General features: G+C 72.1%; 17 protein-coding genes. 8 read left to right on the top strand and 9 right to left on the bottom strand.

Going from position 1 to position 21,069, the window contains the following annotated elements; translation table 11 throughout:
* Positions 1-12: 12 nt before the first annotated feature.
* Positions 13-2,877 (bottom strand): SpoIIE family protein phosphatase, encoded by a 2,865-nt coding sequence (locus tag SLINC_RS45695; RefSeq protein WP_225988245.1) that lies wholly within the window; start codon positions 2,875-2,877, stop codon positions 13-15.
* A 252-nt stretch (positions 2,878-3,129) separates the two neighbouring features.
* On the opposite strand from SLINC_RS45695, the gene SLINC_RS05105 reads away from it, so the two are divergent.
* On the top strand, positions 3,130-3,474 hold the full coding sequence (locus SLINC_RS05105; protein ID WP_067427336.1) for a hypothetical protein: 345 nt from the start codon (positions 3,130-3,132) through the stop codon (positions 3,472-3,474).
* A 183-nt stretch (positions 3,475-3,657) separates the two neighbouring features.
* Here the strand turns inward: SLINC_RS05105 and SLINC_RS05100 are convergent, their stop codons facing one another.
* Both SLINC_RS05100 and SLINC_RS05095 read right to left on the bottom strand, forming a co-directional pair.
* Complete coding sequence (locus SLINC_RS05100) at positions 3,658-4,131, bottom strand: SRPBCC family protein (RefSeq protein ID WP_067427334.1); 474 nt, start codon at positions 4,129-4,131, stop codon at positions 3,658-3,660.
* Between the two features lie 64 nt (positions 4,132-4,195).
* Complete coding sequence (locus SLINC_RS05095) at positions 4,196-5,026, bottom strand: DeoR/GlpR family DNA-binding transcription regulator (protein ID WP_067427332.1); 831 nt, start codon at positions 5,024-5,026, stop codon at positions 4,196-4,198.
* A gap of 329 nt (positions 5,027-5,355) precedes the next feature.
* Here SLINC_RS05095 and SLINC_RS05090 point away from each other — a divergent pair, with 329 nt between their 5' ends.
* The gene (locus SLINC_RS05090) at positions 5,356-7,710 is read left to right on the top strand and encodes a hypothetical protein (protein WP_067427331.1); all 2,355 of its coding nucleotides are present in this window, start codon (positions 5,356-5,358) and stop codon (positions 7,708-7,710) included.
* On the opposite strand, the gene SLINC_RS05085 is transcribed toward SLINC_RS05090, so the two are convergent.
* From SLINC_RS05085 to SLINC_RS05070, 4 genes are all read right to left on the bottom strand, one after another.
* Positions 7,680-10,118, bottom strand: coding sequence for a right-handed parallel beta-helix repeat-containing protein (locus SLINC_RS05085; RefSeq protein ID WP_067427329.1), 2,439 nt, complete (start codon positions 10,116-10,118; stop codon positions 7,680-7,682). The two genes, SLINC_RS05090 and SLINC_RS05085, sit on opposite strands and share 31 nt — an antisense overlap.
* A gap of 108 nt (positions 10,119-10,226) precedes the next feature.
* Positions 10,227-10,832 carry an Rv1733c family protein gene (locus tag SLINC_RS05080; RefSeq protein WP_067427327.1) on the bottom strand — a complete coding sequence of 202 codons (606 nt, stop codon included), beginning with the start codon at positions 10,830-10,832 and terminating at the stop codon, positions 10,227-10,229.
* A gap of 227 nt (positions 10,833-11,059) precedes the next feature.
* Positions 11,060-11,887: an MOSC domain-containing protein gene (locus tag SLINC_RS05075; RefSeq protein WP_067427323.1), complete on the bottom strand. Its 828-nt coding sequence runs from the start codon at positions 11,885-11,887 to the stop codon at positions 11,060-11,062.
* A 43-nt stretch (positions 11,888-11,930) separates the two neighbouring features.
* A complete protein-coding gene (locus tag SLINC_RS05070; RefSeq protein WP_067427322.1) occupies positions 11,931-12,380 on the bottom strand; it encodes a DUF6643 family protein in 450 nt (149 codons plus the stop codon).
* Positions 12,381-12,680: 300 nt separating this feature from the next.
* Here SLINC_RS05070 and SLINC_RS05065 point away from each other — a divergent pair, with 300 nt between their 5' ends.
* Positions 12,681-13,931, top strand: a complete 1,251-nt coding sequence (locus SLINC_RS05065; protein WP_079165078.1) for a TerD family protein — start codon at positions 12,681-12,683, stop codon at positions 13,929-13,931.
* Positions 13,932-13,935: 4 nt separating this feature from the next.
* Here the strand turns inward: SLINC_RS05065 and SLINC_RS05060 are convergent, their stop codons facing one another.
* Positions 13,936-15,111, bottom strand: a complete 1,176-nt coding sequence (locus tag SLINC_RS05060; RefSeq protein WP_225988244.1) for a glycosyltransferase — start codon at positions 15,109-15,111, stop codon at positions 13,936-13,938.
* Between the two features lie 57 nt (positions 15,112-15,168).
* On the opposite strand from SLINC_RS05060, the gene SLINC_RS05055 reads away from it, so the two are divergent.
* Together SLINC_RS05055 and SLINC_RS05050 are read left to right on the top strand one after the other, a co-directional pair.
* A complete protein-coding gene (locus SLINC_RS05055; protein WP_067427318.1) occupies positions 15,169-15,957 on the top strand; it encodes a glutamate racemase in 789 nt (262 codons plus the stop codon).
* Between the two features lie 136 nt (positions 15,958-16,093).
* A complete protein-coding gene (locus tag SLINC_RS05050) occupies positions 16,094-16,630 on the top strand; it encodes a hypothetical protein (protein WP_067427316.1) in 537 nt (178 codons plus the stop codon).
* Position 16,631: 1 nt separating this feature from the next.
* On the opposite strand, the gene SLINC_RS05045 is transcribed toward SLINC_RS05050, so the two are convergent.
* The gene (locus SLINC_RS05045; protein ID WP_079164413.1) at positions 16,632-17,699 is read right to left on the bottom strand and encodes an O-antigen ligase family protein; all 1,068 of its coding nucleotides are present in this window, start codon (positions 17,697-17,699) and stop codon (positions 16,632-16,634) included.
* A 254-nt stretch (positions 17,700-17,953) separates the two neighbouring features.
* On the opposite strand from SLINC_RS05045, the gene lnt reads away from it, so the two are divergent.
* From lnt to SLINC_RS05030, 3 genes are all read left to right on the top strand, one after another.
* A complete protein-coding gene (lnt, locus tag SLINC_RS05040) occupies positions 17,954-19,561 on the top strand; it encodes an apolipoprotein N-acyltransferase (protein ID WP_067427314.1) in 1,608 nt (535 codons plus the stop codon).
* Between the two features lie 68 nt (positions 19,562-19,629).
* The gene (locus tag SLINC_RS05035; RefSeq protein WP_067427312.1) at positions 19,630-20,109 is read left to right on the top strand and encodes an NUDIX hydrolase; all 480 of its coding nucleotides are present in this window, start codon (positions 19,630-19,632) and stop codon (positions 20,107-20,109) included.
* A 54-nt stretch (positions 20,110-20,163) separates the two neighbouring features.
* A complete protein-coding gene (locus tag SLINC_RS05030; protein WP_067427311.1) occupies positions 20,164-20,964 on the top strand; it encodes a 3-hydroxybutyrate dehydrogenase in 801 nt (266 codons plus the stop codon).
* The last annotated feature ends 105 nt before the right edge of the window (positions 20,965-21,069 follow it).

Below are 21,069 nucleotides of genomic sequence, written 5' to 3'. Positions count from 1 at the left end.
CTCGGCCCGCGATCACCGATCGCCGCCGCATGACGGCGTGAGGCGGAGCGTGCACCAGACGGTCTTGCCCTGGTCATGCGGCCGCGTGCCCCAGCGGTGTGCGAGGGCGCCGATCAGGGTGAGGCCCCGGCCGGATTCATCCGTTGCGTCGGCCTGCCGGGGCCGGGGCCGGGCCGACCCCTGATCGGTCACCTCGACGGTGAGTTCGGTTGCGGAGCGTTCGACGCTCAGGGTGAGGGTGCCGCCGGCGTGGACGACCGCGTTGGTCAGCAGCTCGGAGGTGAGCAGGCGGGCTGTGTCGACCAGGTCGGCGGGCACCCGCCAGGCCGTGATGGTGGTGGTGAGGAAGCGGCGGCCGTCGGGGACGGCGCGTGGATGGGACGGGAGCTCGGTCTGTACGCGGGCCGCGGGAGGCACGCGGATGAGGAGCAGTGTCACATCGTCGTCGTGACTGTCGTCGTCCGGCAGGAGCTCGGCGAGGAGGTGGTCGGCGGCCGGTTCCAGCGCGGTGGAGGACGCGCCGTAGGTGTGCAGAGCGGCGTTGAGGGCGTCGGCCAGACGGTTGATCTGGTCTTCGATGTCGGCGCGGGGCCGTTCGATGAGTCCGTCGGTGTACAGCGCGAGGATCGCTCCGGCGGGCAGTGGCCGACTGGTGCACTCGTGCGGGAAGCCGCCGATGCCCAGGGGCACACCGGTGGGGAGGTCCAGCGGGTGTGCCGGCCGGTCCGGCGCGGCGAGGAGAAGGGGCGGGTGACCGGCCGAACACGCGGTCATTTCCGCCGTGTTGTGGTCGATGATCAGGTAGCAGCAGGTCACCATCTGCTCGGACAGGTCGCAGACGAAGGCGTCCAGCGCGCTGATCAGCCGGTCCGGGGGGAGACCTGCCTGTGCCAGCGCGTGGGCGGCGGCGCGGAGTTGGCCCATGACGGCGGCCGCCTCCAGGCCCCGGCCCATCACGTCCCCGATGACGATGCCGGTGCGGCCCGGGCCGAGGGGAATGAAGTCGTACCAGTCGCCGCCCACCCCGGCGTCCTGGACGGAGGCCAGGTAGCGGCGAGCGGTGGGCAACTCCTCCAGCACGGGCGGGCTGCCCATGAGGCTGCGCTGGAGGGTGTAGGCGATGTGGTGCTGCTGCCGGTAGCGGGCCGCGACTTCGGCCTCGGCTCGTTTGCGGTCGCTGATGTCACGGACGGCGAGGAAGACCAGCAGCCCGTCCTCCGTCTCCAGCGGACCGAGGCTGACCTCGACCGGAAACTCACGTCCCTGGCTGTCGCAGGCGGTCAGATCCACGTCCGCGCTCATCGGCCGGGTCTCGGGCCGGGTCAGATACGCGCGCAGCAACGCGCTCTGGCGCCGTCGCGTGCGGGCGGGGGCCAGGTCGTGCACGCTGGAGCCGACCAAGCGGCTGCGTGGACGGCCGAAGAGGGCTTCGGCCTGGGCATTGGCCATCAGGACGCTGCCTCGGCCGTCGGTGATCAGCGTCGCGTCCGGGGCGCACTCCAGCAGCGCGTGGAAGCGCTGCCGGGCCCGCTCGCTGTCCTGCTGGGCGAGGACACGTTCGGTGGCGTCGGTGGAGATTCCGCACACCGCGTACGGGGCACCGGAGGTGTCGGTCAGCGGGAAGAGGGTGGTGAGGAAATGATGCGGGCCGTCGGGGAGGTGGAGCGTGTCCTGACGTTCCAGGCTGCGCCCGGTGTACTGCACCTCCGCCTCGGCCGCCCGCAGCGGTCCCGCGCTCGTCCGGGGGAGTACGTCCTCGATCTGCCGCCCCAGGATGTCCGCGCGCCGGGTGCCGGTCAGCCGCTCGAAACCGGCGTTGACGGCGAGGTACCGTCCGGCGCAGTCCTTGATGAAGATGGCCGCCGGGGTGTGATCCATGAACCGCTGAAGCCAGGTGTACTCGCGGATGCGGTGCTGGACGCGGTCGTGCGCGATCTCCGCGCGGCGCCCCACCGACAGGACGGTGAAGCTGACCACGGTGAGGACCACCACATGGGCGCAGGCCACCAGCGCCGAGCCCATGCGCGTCTCGTACCAGCCGGCGTCCTGCCCCATCAGCCGAAGCCAGCCCAGGACGGGTGGCACTCCCAGTGCCGTCGCGGCCATCCACCGGCCCAGCAGTCCGGTCGTGCCCGGGTTCATCAACAGTGCCGCCAGCCCGACGTCCTGGCGTGCCAGGAACATGGCCGCCCCCAGCAGCACCAGGGCGAGTGCGGTGGGCAGCGCCATCCGGGTGTAGTCGTCGAACTGGCCCAGTTGTGGCACCCGGTAGACGAACCCGTACACCCGTAGCAGCCCGAGCATCAGCGCGATCAGCGCGCACACCTGCCCCAGCCGGACCGTGCGGGCACGTTTCCCCGCGAGCAGCAGCTGGCCCAGCCCGGCGACCACGAGAGCCAGGGCGGTGTTCGGCGACATCCGTCCCGGCGGCAGGCCGGGCGAGGCCGAGTCGTCTCGGAAAAGGAGCTGATCGATGCTCGGACCGGCGTCCAGGACGTACTCGGCCAGGGTGACCAGACCCGTGCCGAGCCCCACACCGGCACCGAGCCGGGCCAGACGGAGCAGCGCCGGTCTCTGCACTCCGGACAGCATCAGCAGCAACGACGCGGACAGCGCCATCAGCGCGATCGCGGAGTTGGGCTTCATCACCGCCTGCCCCGCGACGAAGCTCTTCAGCGTCTCGATGCCGAAGATCCATCCGGCCAGACCTCCGCCCGCGAGCAGCGCGCAGGACGCCGCCGCGACGCGGGCGAGTCGCCGAGCACCCGCACCAGCCCCCACGCACGGCGGTGACACTCCGGTGACCTGCTCCGGCTGTTCCGGCGATTCCGGCCGCCCCTGCGGCTTGCTGCCCCGAGACTCCGCCGTCTCAAGCACTGCCCACTGCACCTGCCGATCAACGCCTCCACGTATCCGCATCAGTTCCGCAGGCCAACGTAGGCCCTGATGAGGAAGGTGGGTCGGAGGCTCCTTGAATTGATCAAATATGACAGCCGACGTGAAGATCTTTAAACACATTTCAGTGAGAACTGAAAAGATTGCTCTCCCGCCTGTTCGGCAACCACCATTCCCTCTGGCATGGCGGCGACAGAAACAACGCCGCCGGACGTAACGGGAGAGGAAGAAAGTATGCGCAAGATCGCGCTATCTGCGGCGGGGTTGGCTCTGGCTCTGGGGGCTGGACTTGCCGCAGCGCCCAGTGCACAGGCGGCGACGCCCTGTCCGAGCGGAGCGCTCTGTATCCGTGAGACGAACGGCACCATTCTGAGCAAGAACATTTTCTACACCTACGGCTCCCACAACCTGTCGAACGTCACCGGCCACCGCGTGCTGGTCCACAACCAGACCGGCGGGGCGGGCTTCCAGGTCTGCTTCGGGTACAACGGCACCAACTGCTCCGACGTGGTCCGCGAGACGGGCGAGTTCGCGCCCTACGACATGACGCCGATCAATTCCGTGGTCCTCGTGAGGTAGGTCGACGCCAAAGACGCTGATGCCGTGTCAGCCAGGTGAGAGCGGATCGTGCGGGAGGAGTGCGCTCGATCCGCGATCACCATGTCCGCCGTGGTGAGAGAAACCGATCACGGTGTGTACGGGCTTTTACGCGTATCCCGAGGCGCACCCGGCCACGCGCTCACCTCATCCAAGAGGCACGCCTCAGGCGGCGGTCAGCCGCCGGTCCAGGGAGATCACCGCGTCCCGGAAAGCCCGGCCGAGGCTCGCGCGGCCGAGCCGCAGGGCGACCTGGAAGGGCGGTGTACCGGCGGCGGCGAAGGTCCACTGGACCCGGGTGCCGGTGCCGGCCGGGGCGAGCCGCCACTCCTCGACCAGCGCGCGGGCGCCGGGGGCGTTGGTCGCATCCACCCGATAGGCGTACACCTCGGGCCCCTTGGCGGCCAGGACCGTCTCCAGGAAGCGGACGCCGCCCTTGAGCCGGATCTCACGCCGGGCACCGTCGTCGAAAGGCCGGGCAAGTGTCACCGCCGCGAACCACGCGGTCCAGCCCGGCACATCCTCCGCGAGCGCGGAGAAGACCGTCTCGGGTGGCGCGGAGATCTGCCGGGCGAAGACATGGCGTACGGGCGCGGACTCGATGAACTCGATGCCCACCGGGCGCAGTTGGCGTGCCATGGACGAAAACCCCCTCGGTGAGGTGGATCGTTGACCGGGCAGCGTCACCCTAACGGGCCTTCGGTCAGCTGTCGTCGTCCGCGCCGGGCTCGCCCGCCACGACCAGGCGCCGCAGGTGCTCCGCCACCTCAGTGCGCGCCTCGTCCGACAGTCCCGCGTCCGTCACCAGTGTGTCGACCTGCTCCAGCGCGGCGAACGAACTCAGGCCCACCGTCCCCCACTTGGTGTGGTCGGCGACCACCACGACCCGCCGCGCCGACTGCACGAGCCGGCGGTTGGTCTCGGCCTCCGCGAGGTTCGGCGTGGACAGGCCGGCCTCGACCGATATGCCGTGCACGCCGAGGAACAGCACGTCGAAGTGGAGCGCCGCGATGGCCTGGTCGGCCACCGGCCCCACCAACGAGTCGGACGGAGTGCGCACACCACCGGTGAGGACCACCGTGGCCGCGCCCTGCCGGGGACCCGAGGTGCGCTGCGCCGAGTGGAAGACATCGGCCACCCGCACCGAGTTGGTGACGACGGTCAGGTCCGACACGTCCACCAGCCGGTGGGCCAGCGCGAAGGTCGTCGTACCGCCCGACAGCGCGATGGCGCTGCCCGGCGCGACCAGTTCGGCGGCGGCCCGCGCGATGTCCTCCTTGGCGGACAGCTCAAGACCCGACTTGGCCTCGAAGCCGGGCTCGTGCGTGCTCGCCTCCACCACCGGCACCGCGCCGCCGTGCACCTTCTCCAGCACGCCCTGCCGGGCGAGCGCGTCGAGGTCGCGCCGTACGGTCATGTCCGACACGCCGAGCTTGCGGGTCAGCTCGTTCACGCGGACGCCACCACGGCGCCGGACCTCGTCCAGGATCAGGGCGCGGCGCTGCTCCGCGAGGAGGTTCTGATTCTCACTCACGTACGCTCCGGTTCCTTTCGCCTCAAGCCGTCCGACACGCCTCGCGCCCCCTCCCCTGACCCTCGCCTTCGCGTGAGCCGGGGGACCCCCATCGACCAGGCCATTTTGCCTGTACCCGGTGCGCGGACGTCCCATCCTTGCACGCGGTGTCGCGCGTCGCGCCACCGACCACCCCGACGCGCGCATGCCATCCCGGGGGGCATCGGGGCACCGACTGTCACACGGATCGGGGAGATTCCGTGACGAGTGGTGTGCGCGGCGCTCCGAAGAGCGATCCTTGTGCCCGCACAGACAGATGCCGACGGCACGTCACGGGGGAAGTGCGAACAGTGGAACGTGCGCAGAAACGCGCCGCGACCAACGGGGCCAAGAGTCCCGTCCCGCGGTCGGAGGAAGCCGGAACCGCCCTGGAACTCCTGGTCCACGGCGTGGGTGGGACGACACCCGAGCACATGCTCGACGATCCGCGCACGGTGCGGATCACCGGCGACGACACGGCGGCCGTCTTCCGGCGCGCCGACGACGCCGACGCCGAGTCCAGGCCGGAGGACTACCGGGGCAAACCGGTGCGCGAGGCCTATGTGTGGTGCAACCTCACCTCCGGCAACGGCAGCCGCGCGCTGTGGCTGTTGTTGCTGCCCTTCATGGTGGTCAACCTCGCCCACTGGATGCGCCCCACCACCAGAGGGCGCCGCAGGACCGTACGGCTGTACGGCCTGCTGGTGCGGCTGACCGGTCTCACGCTGACGGTGTTGCTGGTCGCCGGCTGCTGCGAGGTGGCCCTCGATCTCGCCGCCTGGCAGTGCGCGGGCACCCGGACCTGCGCCGAGCGCCACTCCTGGCTGGGCTTTCTGTCACCGGTGGTCTCCAACGAGGGCTGGTGGAGTGCGCCCGGCCGCCGTCTCGCCCTCGCCGCCCTGGTCCCGGCCGCGCTCACCGGACTGCTCTGGTATCTCTCGCAACGCACCTGGAGCGCCTACGAGTCCCAGCAGCCGATGTCCCGCGCCGCCGAGCCCGACGAGGAGAGCGGCCGCACCGCGCTGAGCCGGCCCGGCTTCTGGTACGGCCGCCGCCTGGTGGCCCGGCTGCGCGCCGCCCACACCGCCGCAGGGCTGCTGACCGTCGCCGCGGCGGTCGGCACCTCGGCGGCACGCCACGACCACCGCTCCGGGGGCCCGGTCCTGCTCGACATCCTGGGCCGCCTGCTGGAGGCGTCCTTGGTCGCCGGCGCGGCCGCGGTCGTGTGGGTGGTGTGCCGCCGGGGCCGCAGCGAGCACCGCCTCGACCGTGAGCTCGACGCCCATCTCGTACGACGGCTCCCGCTGGCCACCCTGGTCCTGCTCCTGCTCACCGCCGTGTACGCCGGCTGGGAACGCCCGGGCTGGGAGTCGACGGGCCGCCTGCCGGGCGACATGACCTTCGGGACCATCGCCCTCGTCCAGGGCCTGCTGGTGATCGCGCTCGGCGTGGTCGCCCACCTGCTGCACCGCACCCGCCCCGACGCACGCGCGGCGATGCGCGGCCTGGGCGGGCCCGCCGTGGCGATGCTGGCCTGCGCCCTGGGCGGGGTGATGTCCGGCGGGGTCTCCCAGCGGGTCGCCGACTGGCTGGACGGCACCGGCACCAGCATCCCCGGCCCGCCGGTCCTGCTGACCTGGCAGGCTTCCGTCATCCCGCCGCTGCTCCTGGTGCTGCTGGTGCTCTGCGCCTGGATGGGCCGGCGCACCTGGCTGCTGCGGCGAGCGGAAATGGCCTCGGTGGAAGGGGACTACCCGGACGAGGCGAAGGACACCACCCGAACCCGCCTGATCGCCCGTGCACGCGCGATGGCCACCCTCACCGACCGGGCCCCGCTGCTGATCGCGGTCGTCTCCACCGCCACTTTGCTGCTGGGCGCCGCGGCCCTGGTGGGCGCCATGACCACCGGACGGACACCCGGGCGCGCCGCCCACGGCACGTACGCCGTCGTCCAGGGCGCCGCGGACACCGCGCAGGCGCTGGGCTCCTGGCTGATCGGCCTCGGCTTCATCCTGTTCGTCACCTGGGGCCGCCGTGCCTACAAGGACCCCTCGGCCCGGCGCACCATCGGCATCCTCTGGGACGTCGGCACCTTCTGGCCCCGCGCCGCCCATCCCTTCGCGCCGCCCTGCTACGCCGAACGCGCCGTCCCCGACCTGACCTGGCGGATGGCGACCTGGACCCGCGCCACCGGCGGACGCCTGGTCATCTCCGGCCACTCCCAGGGCAGCGTCCTCGCCGCAGCGGCGGCCTGGCAGCTGGAGCCGGCCGTCCGCAAACGCGTCGCCCTGCTGACGTACGGCTCCCCGCTGGAGCGCCTCTACGGCCGCTGGTTCCCGGCCCACTTCGGACCGGGCGCGCTGAGCGCCCTGCACCAGGACGTGGACTGCTGGCGCAATCTGCACCGGCCCACCGACCCCATCGGCGGCCCGGTCCGGCTGACCGGGGAGTGCGGACCCGAGGTGGACCGCGACGCCCTGCGGGACCCCCTCGCCTACGGCCGTACCGACGACCATCCGCTGCCCGCGCCGATCCTGGGCCACTCCGACTACCAGGAGGACCCCGCCTTCGTGGAGGAACGCCGACGGCTGCTGGACCGGCTCAAGCCCGACGCGCCGGTCCCGGCGCCACGCCCTCAGGAGGACTCGGGCAGGTCCTCGGCGTAGAGCAGCGTCAGATCGTCCGTGCTGGGGTCGGCGACCTGCGCGACCCGGCTGGCGTGCCGCTCGACCATGGCCTCGAAGGTCTGGCGGGCGGTACGGCCGTTGCCGAAGGCCGGACCCTTGGGGAGGTGCGTGAAGTACTTCCGCAGGCCCTCCGAGGCGCCCGGCGCGAGCCGGTACTCGTGCTCTTCGGCCTGCTGCTCCACGATCCTCAGCAGTTCCTCGGCGTTGTAGTCGCTGAAGGTGATGGTCCGTGAGAAACGGGAGGCGACACCCGGGTTGACCGAGAGGAACCGCTCCATCTCGGCCGTGTAGCCCGCGACGATCACCACGACCGCGTCGCGGTGGTCCTCCATCAGCTTCACCAGGGTGTCGATGGCCTCCTTGCCGAAGTCCCGGCCCGAGTCCTCCGGTGACAGCGCGTACGCCTCGTCGATGAACAGCACCCCGCCGCGCGCCTTGTCGAAGGCCTCCTGGGTGCGGATCGCCGTGGAACCGATGTGCTCGCCGACCAGGTCGACGCGGGACACCTCGACGAGATGGCCCTTCTCCAGCACCCCGAGCGAGGCGAGGATCTCGCCGTAGAGGCGGGCGACCGTGGTCTTGCCGGTGCCGGGGGAGCCCGTGAAGACCAGGTGCCGCTTGACCGAGGCGGCCTTCAGACCGGCCTGTTGCCGGCGCCGGCCCACCTCGATCATGTCGGTCAGGGCCCGCACCTCGCGCTTGACGCTGTCCAGACCCACCAGGGCGTCCAGCTCACCGAGGACGTCCTTCGAGGTCCGCACGGGCTTCTCGGACTCGGCGGGGGCGGCCGGCGGCTCCGGCTCGGTGGTGCGCTGACCGGGGATGGAACCCAGCAGACCGGGGGACTGCGACACCGTCTGCACGACGGTCTCCGGGGCGGCGGGCGACCTGAGGCCCGCGCTCTCGTCGCTGGAGCAGTCCTCCACCACGGGGCCTACGCCGGACGCCCCGTCCGGGCCGCCCTCGGCGAACTCGTACCCGCCACGCGCGCACCGCTCCGTGCGGCACTTGCGCAGGGTGGAACGGCAGCCGTCGAGGACATGGAAGCCGTAGCCGCCGCTGCCCGTCACCCTGCAGTTCAGGAAGCTGCCCCGGCCGCCCGCCGAGACGTAGAAGCCCGCTTCGGCGGGGGAGTCGACCGTGCAGCGCTCTATCGTCGGGTCGGCGCCCTTGGTGACGATCACACCGGTCTGGGTGGCGTCGAGGGTGCAGTTGTTGAGGGTGCCGCCGCTGCCGTGGTCGCGGAACCAGGCGCCCGTCGCCGCGTCCCGGATGCGGCAGTCGTCCAGTTGCGCGGTGGCGCCGTCGCTGACCGAGACGGCTGTGTTGCGCACCTGGGAGAGGTCGCTGTCGACGACGTCCGCGCGTGAGCCGCGGTCGAGCACGAACAGCGCGTCCGGCACGTCGTGCACCCGGCAGGAGTCCAGGACGGCGGTGGCGCCGTCGCTGACCCAGACGGCCGGGTAGTCGCCCGTGCTGTCGAAGATCTCGCACTGGTTGGCGTCCACGCGGGTGCCCGGGTCCCACACCGACAGGCCGTTGCGCCCGAACTGACGCACCGTCGTACGGGTCAGCGTCAGGACGGAGCGGGACCGCAGATCGACCGCGTTCTCCGGGATGTCGTGGATACGGCAGTCCGCCAGGGTCAGCACCGCGTCCGTGTCGAGGGTGACACCGTCGGCGGTCGTACGGTGCACATCGCAGTCGGTGAGATGCGCGGTCGCCCGCCCGGTCACCTGGACACCGCTGCCGCGGACCTCGTAGACCTCGCAACCCACCGCTTCCAGGGCGGAGTTCTCACCGGTCACCGACAGGCCCACGCCCGAGGTGTGGTGCACCCGGCAGCGCTCCAGACGGGGGTGCGCGCCACCGCGGACCGCGACGCCGGCCTGGCCGGCCGCGAGGACCTCGCACTCCTCGAACACCCCGCCCCCGCCGTCGAGTACGGCGATGCCGATGCCGGCCGGGTTGTCGACGGAGCAGCGCCGTACGGTCGGCCGCGCGCCGTCGCGCACCTCGATGCCGGCCGCGGACCGGGTGACGATCCGCAGGTCCGTCAGCTCCGGGGTGCCCTCCTCGACGAGCAGGGCGGGCGCGGCCGCGTCCTGGCCCTCGACGTGCAGGTCCTGCACCACGGCCGAGGCCCGCACCGTCAGCGGCACCCCGTCCAGGGGCGCGATCCGCACCGATCCGGGGGAGCCCTCGGGGCCGCGCAGGGTCACCGCCCGCTGGATGACGAGGTTCTCCCGGTAGGTGCCGGGGGCGACGGTGAGGACATCGCCCTCGGCCGCGGCCTCCAGGGCGGCGGCGAGCGATGCGTACTCACCCGTGCGGCGCCGCCACCGCGACGTACCGGTGTGCGTCACCTGGACCGTGCCCTGTGCCATGGCGTTGATGTGCCCCCACCTCGTGATACGCGGGTCGATACCGCATGCGTTCGGCCGGTCCACCGTAGCGTGCGCGCAGGTGGTGGGTTGACCAGAGCCGGAAGGCCGTCAGCTGCCGGTGCCGGTCCTGCCCCAGTCCGGGCCCGCCCGGTCCCAGGCCCGGTCCCAACGGGCGTACCGGCGACGGACCATGCGCCATACCGCCAGGCGTCGGCCGGCCTCCACGACACCCGCCGTGAGCAGCGCCGCGCCGAAGCCGGCGAGGACGGCATGGGTGGTCGCCGTGGCGGAGTCCAGCGGCCGGGCCACCAGTCGGCCGTGCGGGTCCGTCCAGAGGGTGAAGTGGTCGCCGGGGCGCGGATTCTGGAGCGCGGCCAGCACCGTGCCGTGGTGGGAGGTGCCGTCCGGTGCGGTCCAGTCGGCGACGACCCGGCTGCGCAGGTCCCTGCCGGAGGAGGTCTCGGGGTCGGCGTCCAGCGGGGAGCGGTCCAGCTTGCGGGCCACGGTGGCCGTCACCTCGTGTCTGACCTCGCGCTGTTCGCGCACCGACTCCTGGAGCACGTCCTGGGCGGCGCCGCCGACGAGTGCGCCGATCACCGGCCCGGCGACCAGGATCAACAGCAGAGCCGTCAGTGCCGTCCAGGCTTCGAGCAGATCGGTTCCCCGGCGCAGCGGGTTGTGCCGCCAGCGCCACAGACCACTGATTGCGCGCACCGTCCCGCACCCCCTTCCCGCTCCGTGATAACCCCCGTCGCCGCCGTTCACGCGCCGACCCGGTCAAAGAGAGAGCGAAATCACCCGTGCCGGGACCACTCATGAACTTCTCATCCACAGGCCCAACGCCCGGGCCCCGGGGACGGGTTCCCGGGGTCGGCGACGGAACGGGAGAGGCCGGTCCGGCCCGTGCGGGTCCGGTCATGGGCGGCGGCGCGGCCCGGGTGTCAGTCGAGGACGGTGACCGGATCGCCGACCCGGATCGTGCCGCGGGACTCGGGCACCAGGTTCTGGCCGAAGACGAGCTTCCCGCCGAGCCGGCGGTGCCGTCCGAGCGTGAACAAGGGCTCCTTGCCACGCTCGGTGGTGTCCTGGTCGGTCGTCGTCACCACGCACCGACCGCACGTCTTGGCGACCCGGAAGGAGACCTCGCCGATGGCGACACGCGACCAGTCGTCCTCCGCCCAGGCGGCGGTGCCCGAGACGACCACGTTCGGCCGGAAACGGTTCATGGGCAGGGGGCCCTCCTGCGCGTGACCGCCCTGGGAGATCAGCGAGTTGAGGGCGTCGAGGGAGGCTGTGGTGGTGAGCAGCAGCGGATAGCCGTCGGCGAACGAGACGGTCTCACCGGGCAGTGCGTACTCCGGGTCGACCGGGCGGCGTGTGGCCGGGTCGTCCATGTACACCAGGCGCACGTCGGCGCCGAGATACGTGCTGCACCAGGCGTGCGCGGCCGCGTCGTCGGCGGGCACCGCCTCGACCTTGTCGCGGAAGATCTCCACCGGGACCGCGAGGGACCGCTGCGGAACGGGGACGGTCAACGGCGCCATGCCGGGCGCGGACAGCCGAACGCCGCCGCCGGGCAGAAGCTCGGCGGCGGCAGGCGCGAGGCGGGGTTGCTGGCGTTGCGTGACGACCTTTCCCCCGTCGTCGATCAGCACCCAGCGCCTGTCTCCGGCCAGCCCCCAGGGCTCCACGGCGGCCTCCCGGGGCGCCAGGCCCCGGAACGCCTTGACCGGATGAACGTGAATCGACCGCAGCAGCGCATTCCCCATGAGGCCATCGTGCCAGGTGGCACGGACAGCCCGGGGGCGGGCGTCAGTAGCCGCGGTACTGCTGCTGGTTGTTGTACTGGTCCTGATAGGGAGCCGGCGTCGGCCGGGGCGCGGCCGGGCGCATCGCCTCGTAGCCGGTGCCCATGCCCATACCGGGACCGGCCGGTCGCGGCTGTTGCTGCGGCTGCTGGCCCGGGTAACCGCGTGGCGCGGCAGCCTGCTGCGGGATGTACGCCGCGGGCGCCTGCTGCAACGGAGAGGGCTGCTGCGCCTGCGGATAGCCGTAGGAGGGCTGGGACGGACCCGCCGGAAGGGCGGGGAGTGCCGACGGCAGCGCGGGCAGATAGCTGCGCGGCGTGTCGTACTCGGCGGGGACCCGGATCGGAGCGATCTGCGGGGTCCCCCGCTCGGCCACGAGCCTGTCGTAGATCGGAGTGTCCGGGAAGGAGGCGGAGTAGTAGCCGCCGCCATAAGTGGAGCGGGGGGAGGTCATGGCACATAAGTTAAGCCCACGATGTGCTGGTTGGGGAGACCGATAAGAGGGTTGTTTTCCGTGTCGGCAGTGACGTGGGATCCCCAATGCGAGCGAACTCGGCAAAAAGGGGCGGGGCGCGGGCTTGACCGGGTGTAAAAGCCGAGTTCCCGGCGGGTTACCGGGGGTTGGCGGATCGTCTTCCTGTACGACGCATGGGAGTTCGCTGTGCCGGAGAATAGGTTGACCGGGTAGACAAGCCGACGGGGCTGCCAGGGGCGAGACCTGGCGCGCCGACACGTGATGGGGGCAGACATGTCGATGTCGAAGGGGTCCAACGCTCCGGTGCCCACGGCGGCGCTGCGCGTCGAACTGGGCTGGCGCTCCGGCCCGGGTGTGCCCGACGCGGACGCCTCGGCGTTGCTGCTGGTGGGCGGCAAAGTCCGTTCGGACGCGGACTTCGTCTTCTACAACCAGCCCGCGCACTCCTCCGGCGCGGTCCGGCACGAGGGCAAACGGGACGAGGGCGGCCGGGTGACCGACACCCTGCTCGTCGATCTCGCGCGCGTGGAGCCCGCGATCGAGACCGTGGTGCTGGCCGCCTCCTGCGACGGGGGCACGTTTGCTGCGGTGCGGGATCTTTACATCGAGGTGCGGGATGCCGATGGAGGAACGGCCATCACCCGTTTCGAGAGCAACGGTGCAACCGTAGAAACCGCTTTCGTATTGGGTGAGTTCTATAGGCGGCAGGGCGCCTGGAAATTCCGCGCGGTAGGACAGGGCTACGGCAGCGGGCTCGAAGGGCTCGCCACGGACTTCGGTATTTCGGTCGACGAGCCGCAGCAGACCGCACCTGCACCGGCCACCGCAGCCGCCCCCGTCTCCCCGGTCACCGCACCGCCGCCCCCGTCGTCGGCTCCCCCTACGGCCCCGGTCCGCCTCAGCAAGGTCACGCTCACCAAGGCGGCCCCCTCCGTCTCCCTGACCAAACAGGGCGGCACATCGGGCGCGCTGCACGTGAACCTCAACTGGGAGGTGCACAAGCAGTTCTCGGGGTGGGGCGCCAAGCTCGGCCGGGCGGTCGCCATGCACGCCGACCTCGACCTGGATCTGTGCGCCCTGTACGAACTGACCGACGGCAGCAAGGGTGTCGTCCAGGCGCTCGGCAACGCCTTCGGCGACCTGCGCCGGCCGCCGTACATCCATCTCGACGGCGACGACCGCACCGGCGCCGTCAGCAGCGGCGAGAACCTCACCGTCAACCTCGACCACAAGCAGGCCCTGCGGCGCATCCTCGTCTTCGTCACCATCTACGAAGGCGCCCGCTCCTTCGCCGACCTGCACGCCACGGTCACCCTCCAGCCGCAGCACGGCGCCGCGATCGACTTCTCCCTCGACGAGTGCACGGTCCCCTCCACGGTGTGCGCGCTCGCCCTGATCACCAACACCGGCGACGACCTCGTCGTCCAGCGCGAAGCCCGCTACCTGGTGCCGGAACGCGGCGTGAGCCCGCAGCGCACCGTCGACCACGCCTACGGGTGGGGCATGAACTGGACTCCCGGCCGGAAGTGACCGCTCAGCTCTCGTCTGCGACGGCGTCCGGGCGGGTGTAGGTGCGGCCCTTCCAGGCCGCGCCGCGCCCCCGGTAGTGCTGCACCGCGGAATCGACCGTCATGAGGAGATAGAGGAACGCGGTGAACGGCAGGAGGGGAGCGAGCCACACCGGCTGCCGGTAGTAACGGAGCATCGGCAGATACGTCCCGGTCATCACCAGCCACGCGAGCCCACCGGCGAGGGTGGCCGCCGCGCTCCCCGTCACCGGCCCCAGGACCACGGCCGCCGGCGGTACCAGATAGACCAGCACCAGCCCGGCCACCGTGCCGAGCAGCAGCACGGGGTTGTGCCGCAGTTGCGCGTACGCGCTGCGCGACACCATGCGCCACAGATCGTGCAGCCGCGGATACGGGCGCACGCTGTCCACGCGTTCCGCCAGCCCCAGCCAGATGTGCCCGCCGCCGCCCTTGACGGCGCGGGCGAGCGCCACGTCGTCGATGACGGCCTGCCGAATGGCGTCCGGGATCCGGGCCCGCTCGGCGGCCTCGGTCCGCAGCAGCACGCAGCCGCCCGCCGCTGCCGCCGTCCGGCTGCCCTTCCTGCCGATCCGGCGGAACGGGTACAGCTGGGCGAAGAAGTAGACGAAGGCCGGCACCACGAGCCGCTCCCACAGGCTCTCCACCCGCAGCCGGGCCATCTGGGAGACGACGTCGAAACCGCCGGTGTCGGCCGCCGCGACCAACCGTCGCAGACTGTCCGGGGCGTGGGCGATGTCGGCGTCCGTCAGCAGCAGGTACTCGGGGCCACGCGCGCGTGCCAGGCCGATTCCGTGACGTACGGCCCACAGCTTGCCGGTCCAGCCCGCGGGCGGCTCGCCCGGAGAGCCCACGGTCAACGGCAGCCCGCCGTGCCGGTCCGCCAATCGCCTGGCCAGCTCCCCGGTGCCGTCCGTGCTGCCGTCGTCGACGAGGAAGACCTCCGCGGGACCCGGATAGTCCTGGGCGAGCAGTGACGGCAGGCTCACCGGCAGCACCGCCGCCTCGTCACGGGCCGGTACGACGACACAGACCGACGGCCAGGTGGGAAGTTCCCTCCGGGCCGGGAGCCTGACGTCCGTGCGCCAGAAGAAGCCCTGGCCCAGCAGCAGCCACAGCCAGGCGACGAGTGATCCGACGGCAGTCCACGCGATGGCGCTCACGCGCGCAGTCTGCCCCACGGGAGCGGCCGGGAACGGCACATCGTCTATCGTGGCCGGGTGAAGATCGCGCTCATGGACTCCGGAATCGGTCTGCTGGCGGCCACCGCCGCGGTACGGCGTCTGCGACCGGACGCACATCTCGTGCTCTCCCTCGATCCCGACGGCATGCCCTGGGGCCCGCGCACCCCCGAGGACCTCACCCGGCGTGCCGTGGCCGTCGCCGAGGCCGCCGCCGCGCACCGGCCCGACGCCCTGATCGTCGGCTGCAACACCGCCACCGTGCACGCCCTGCCCGCCCTGCGCGCCCGCCTCGAACCCGGCATCCCGGTCATCGGCACGGTCCCCGCTATCAAGCCGGCCGCGGCCGGCGGCGGCCCGTTCGCGATCTGGGCGACCCCCGCGACCACGGGCAGCCCCTACCAGCGCGACCTCATCGAGCGGTTCGCCGACGGCGTCACCGTCACCGAGGTGCCCTGCCACGGGCTCGCCCAGGCCGTCGAGCACGCGGACGAGGCGGCCATCGACGCCGCCGTCGCCGCGGCCGCGGCGCTCACCCCCGACGACGTGACGACCGTCGTCCTGGGCTGCACCCACTACGAACTGGTCTCCGAGCGCATCCGCGCCGCCGTGCAGCGCCCCGGCTCCCCGCCGCTCGTCCTGCACGGCTCCGCCGGTGCGGTCGCGGCCCAGGCGCTGCGCCGGATCGGCGAGCTGCCCGCGCCCCAGGCCGGCGCCGACGGGACCCTGACGGTGCTGCTGAGCGGCCGCGAGGGCATCGCCCTGCCCGAGGCCGCGCTGGCCTACGAGGAGGGGCGCCTCCTCAAGGAGATCAGTCCCGCCAGGTGACCGACGGCACACACGCGCGCTCCCGCCCGTCTGAGCACGAACGAAGCGGACGCCCGCCGTCCTCGGTGCCCCGCCCGGCCCAGTCACCCTCCGCAACGAGCTATCGCCGCAGCGAAACCTGAGTAGTCTCGTAGGCATGAGGGACCACCCCCACGGCGACGACGCGCCGTACCCCGAGGTCTGGCACGGCCGCGCCTCCAACCGGTTCCAGTGGCTGCTGGCACTCGGTGGAGCCGCCTTCCTGGCGCTCGGCATCGAACTGGCCGTCGACTCGGCATGGACATCCGGCGTCGCACCGCTCGCGATGTCCGTCGTCGGCTGCATCGCCGCGGGTCTGCTGGTCCTCTTCGGCACGCTCGCCTTCGTCCATGTCGCGATGAAGGTCGACCGGGACTGCCTGGAAGTGCGCTGCGGCCACATCGGCCTGCCGCGCCGCCGCATCCCCCTCAACCACGTCGCCGGCGCGGAGTTCGCCCCGCTCGTCACCCCCCGTCACTGGGGCGGCTGGGGCTACCGCTGGCGGCCCGAGAAGGGCACCGCGGTCGTCGTACGACGAGGTGAGGGCGTCGTGCTGCAACTGTGGGACGGCCACACGTTCACCATCACCGTGGACGACGCCGAGGCGGCCGTCCGGGTCATCAGGGACCGGCTGCGGTCGGGCGCGACGCACTGACTCACGGAGCCACTCCGCCGCGGCGTGCGTCCGCCTCGTGACGCGGTGACCCGTCGATCAGGGGACGCGCGGTGGCCAGCCCCGCCAGGAGTCCCGCGCCCGCTGAGACGGTGGTGAAGCTCAGCGCGTTCCCCACGCAGGCGATCGCCGCCAGCGCCGTCAGGGCCGCGCCCGCCGTGAGGGCCACCGGCGTGGGTCGCCGGGTGCGCCACAACGCGTACAGGATCCAGCAGAAGGCCGCCGCCAGCAGGACCACTCCGACGATCCCCTGCTCGGCCGCCTGCTGAAGTGGTGCCGAATGGGGCTTGCCGTCGGATATCAGGGTCCGGGTCGCCGTCCCGCTGAGCTCGCCGAAGCGCCCCGGGCCCACTCCCAGGGCAGCGTCCGCGCGGGCCATGTGCAGGGCGTCGTGCCACAGGTCGATGCGGTGCTGGGTCAGCCGGCCCTCCAGTGCCACGGCGAGCCCGCTCGGCACCGCGTTGCCGGCGACCGCCCAGGTCAGCCCGGTCGTCACGGCCACGGACAGGGCCAGTCCGGCGATGCCCGGACCACGGTGGCGCACCCGGCCCGCGGCGAGCGAACACAGCAGCACCGCGACGCAGGCGACGAACCCGCCGGCCGAACCGACCGCGGCCGCGGTCACCGCGACCCCGGCGGCCAGCACGTGCAGGGCCAGCCGCAGGGCCGGGGTCTCGGCGGCCCAGGCGGCACAGCACGCGGCACCGGTGGACAGTGCCAGCAGGGCGGCGCTGGCACCGGCGTGCCCGAGCGGAGTGAAGATCTCCGGTCCCGGCGAGAGCCGCGGCAGTCCCACCGTCAGACCGATTCCGGCCAGCGCGCCGGCACAGGGTGCGGCGACCGGCAGCAGGGCGCCGCCGATCCGCCCCGTGGCGTAACCGGCGGCCACGGCCAGGACCGCGAGCAGCACACCCTCCGGGCGCCCGCCGTGCACCGCCGCCGTGATCAGCGACCAGGTGGCACACGCGCCGAGGATCACCACCCCCGCCGCGTCCGCCCCGTTGCGTCTGTCGTCGTCGGCCGCCGGCTCCTGACCGGCCGCCGACGTCATCCCTGTGGAACCCACCCCGCCCCCCGAACCCGGTCGCCCCCGACCTGCACAGGTCCCGACCGCGCGGGGCGTTACCGGCCCGTACGACAGAGACTGGGCACACCGTAACGGCTGATGGCCGGTTTGTGGACGAGTTGGACCGAGTTGCGCAGGAACGATGCTGCTCGTGCGGTCCCGCGAGGCGGCCCGGGGCGGGGGAGGGCCGGGCCGGACCGCGCTGTCGGCTCCGGGAGGGGCCGCCGTACACTCCCACAGTGACCGTCACCGCAACTTCCGTGGACGAGTCGGACCAGGTAACGCCCCCGACCGCCCCCGCATCGCTCGGGGCGCGGCTCGTGCGACTCGTTCCGGCCGCCGCCGCGGCGCTCTTCGGAGTGCTGCTCTACGTCAGCTTCCCGCCCCGCCCCCTGTGGTGGCTGGCCCTGCCCGCCTTCGCCGGTTTCGGCTGGGTGCTGCGCGGCCGTGGCTGGAAGGCGGGCCTGGGGCTCGGATACCTCTTCGGCCTGGGCTTTCTGCTGCCACTGCTGGTGTGGACCGGCGTGGAGGTGGGCCCCGGCCCCTGGCTGGCGCTGGTGGCGATCGAGGCGATCTTCGTCGCGCTGGTCGGCGCGGGCGTCGCGGCGGTCTCGAAACTGCCCGGCTGGCCGGTGTGGGCGGCCGCGGTGTGGATCGCCGGAGAGGCGGCACGCGCGCGTGTGCCGTTCAGCGGCTTCCCCTGGGGCAAGATCGCCTTCGGCCAGGCGGACGGTGTCTTCCTGCCGCTCGCCGCGGTGGGCGGCACCCCGGTCCTCGGCTTCGCGGTCGTCCTGTGCGGCTTCGGCCTGTACGAGGTCGTGCGGCTGCTCATGGAGCGGCGCACACAGGTCGTACGCCGGTCCGCCGCAGCCGTCGCCCTGCTGAGCGTGGCCGTCCCGGTCGTGGGCGCGGTGGCCGCCCGGCCGCTGGTGAGCGACAAGGCCGAGGACGGCACCGTGACCGTCGCGGCCATCCAGGGCAACGTGCCCCGCGCGGGCCTGGACTTCAACGCCCAGCGCCGGGCCGTGCTCGACTACCACGTGCGCGAGACCGAGCGACTGGCCGCCGAGGTCAAGGCGGGCAAGGTCGCCCAGCCCGACTTCGTGCTGTGGCCGGAGAACTCCTCCGACGTCGACCCCTTCGCCAACCCCGACGCGGCCGCCGTCATCGACCGGGCGGCCAAGGCGATCGGCGTGCCGATCTCGGTCGGCGGAGTCGTCGAGCGCGACGGCAAGCTCTACAACGAGCAGATCCTGTGGGACCCGGTCAAGGGACCGACCGACACCTACGACAAGCGCCAGATCCAGCCGTTCGGCGAGTACCTCCCGCTGCGCTCCCTCATCGGGGCGATCAACAGCGAATGGACCTCCATGGTCCGCCAGGACTTCAGCCGGGGCAGCAAGCCGGGCGTGTTCACCATGGACGGCGCCAAGGTCGGCCTGGTCACCTGCTACGAGGCGGCCTTCGACTGGGCCGTGCGCTCCGAGGTCACCGACGGCGCCCAGATGATCTCCGTGCCCAGCAACAACGCGACCTTCGACCGCAGCGAGATGACCTACCAGCAGCTCGCCATGTCCCGGGTGCGCGCCGTCGAACACAGCCGGACCGTCACCGTCCCCGTGACCAGCGGCGTCAGCGCGATCATCATGCCGGACGGGCGGATCACGCAGAAGACGGGCATGTTCGTGGCCGACTCGCTGGTGCAGAAGGTCCCCCTGCGTTCCTCGCAGACGCCCGCCACCCGGCTGGGCATCCTGCCGGAGATCGCCCTCGTCCTGGTCGCCGCGGGCGGACTCGGCTGGGCGATCGGCGCCGGCGTGCGCCGCCGACGCGCCGGTGACGTGTAGCCGTACGCCCGTCGCACACCCTGCGAAGATCGCCGAGGCCGTGAGAACGGCCCGTTAGGGTCGAGGGCATGGCTACCCCTGACTTCATCCGTACCCTTCGGACCTCCATCGGCAACGACCTCTTGTGGCTGCCCGGCGTCAGTGTCGTCGTCTTCGACGACGAGGGCAGGGTGCTGCTCAACCGCCGCTCCGACACCCGCAAGTGGTCGCTGATCGGCGGCATTCCGGAGCCCGGCGAGCAGCCGGCGGTCTGCGCCGTGCGGGAGGTCGAGGAGGAGACGGGGGTGCACTGTGTCGTGGAGCGGGTCCTCGTCGTCCAGGCGTTGAAGCCCGTCACGTACGAGAACGGCGACATGTGCCAGTACATGGACATCGCCTTCCGCTGCCGGGCCGTCGGGGGTGAGGCGCGGGTCAACGACGACGAGTCGCTGGACGTGGGCTGGTTCGCCGTGGATGCGCTGCCCGAGCTGAACGAGTTCGCACACCAGCGGATCAAGCAGGCCCTCGCCGACGAACCCACATGGTTCGACACTATGAGTTCCGAATGAAGTATGGGTTGTGACCACATGGGGTGGTGGGCGGGCGCTGTCTAGGGTCGAGGTATGACCGCTCGCAGTGCCCTGCCGGGCCCCCACACCCCCGCCCTCGGCCTCGGCGGCCGCACCGCGCTCGTCACCGGCGCCGCCGGCGGCATCGGGCGCGCCTGCGCGTTGCGGCTCGCGGCCGCCGGAGCCAAGGTCAGAGCGGTGGACCGGGACGCCACCGGCCTCGACACGCTCGCCGAGGAATCGCGGGGCCTGGCGGGCGCCCTCGAACCACAGGTCCTCGATCTCACCGACCTGGACGCCGCCGAACTCGCCGCCGCGGGCACCGACGTCCTCGTCAACAACGCCGGACTCCAACTGGTGTGTCCCCTGGAGGAGTTCCCGCCCGACGTCTTCCACACCGTGCTCACCGTGATGCTGGAGGCGCCGTTCCGGCTGATGCGCGGCGCCCTGCCCCACATGTACGGACAGGGATGGGGGCGCATCGTGAACATCTCCTCCGTCCACGGTCTGCGCGCCTCCGCCTTCAAGTCGGCCTATGTGGCCGCCAAACACGGACTGGAAGGGCTGTCCAAGACGGCCGCCCTCGAAGGCGCACCCCACGGTGTCACCTCCAACTGTGTGAACCCGGCCTATGTGCGCACCCCGCTGGTCGAGCGGCAGATCGCCGACCAGGCCCGGGCGCACGGGATCCCGGAGGAACGCGTGCTGTCCGAGGTGATGCTGCGCGACAGCGCTGTCAAACGGCTGATCGAGCCGGAGGAGGTCGCCGAGGCCGTCGCGTATCTGTGTGGCCCGGCGGCATCCTTCGTGACCGGCACGTCGCTCGTCCTCGACGGTGGCTGGACCGCGCACTGAGCGGGACGGCGCCGGTGGTCGAAGGGGTGGCGCCGGTGGTGGGCGGGCTGGGGCCCGTAGCCCGGGGAGTTATCCACAGGCCTGACGGGACGGGCCGGAGATGGT

Origin of the sequence: Streptomyces lincolnensis, assembly GCF_001685355.1 — a bacterium.
In the GTDB taxonomy this organism is placed as follows: domain Bacteria; phylum Actinomycetota; class Actinomycetes; order Streptomycetales; family Streptomycetaceae; genus Streptomyces; species Streptomyces lincolnensis.
This window is presented reverse-complemented; position numbering and strand designations above follow the sequence as displayed.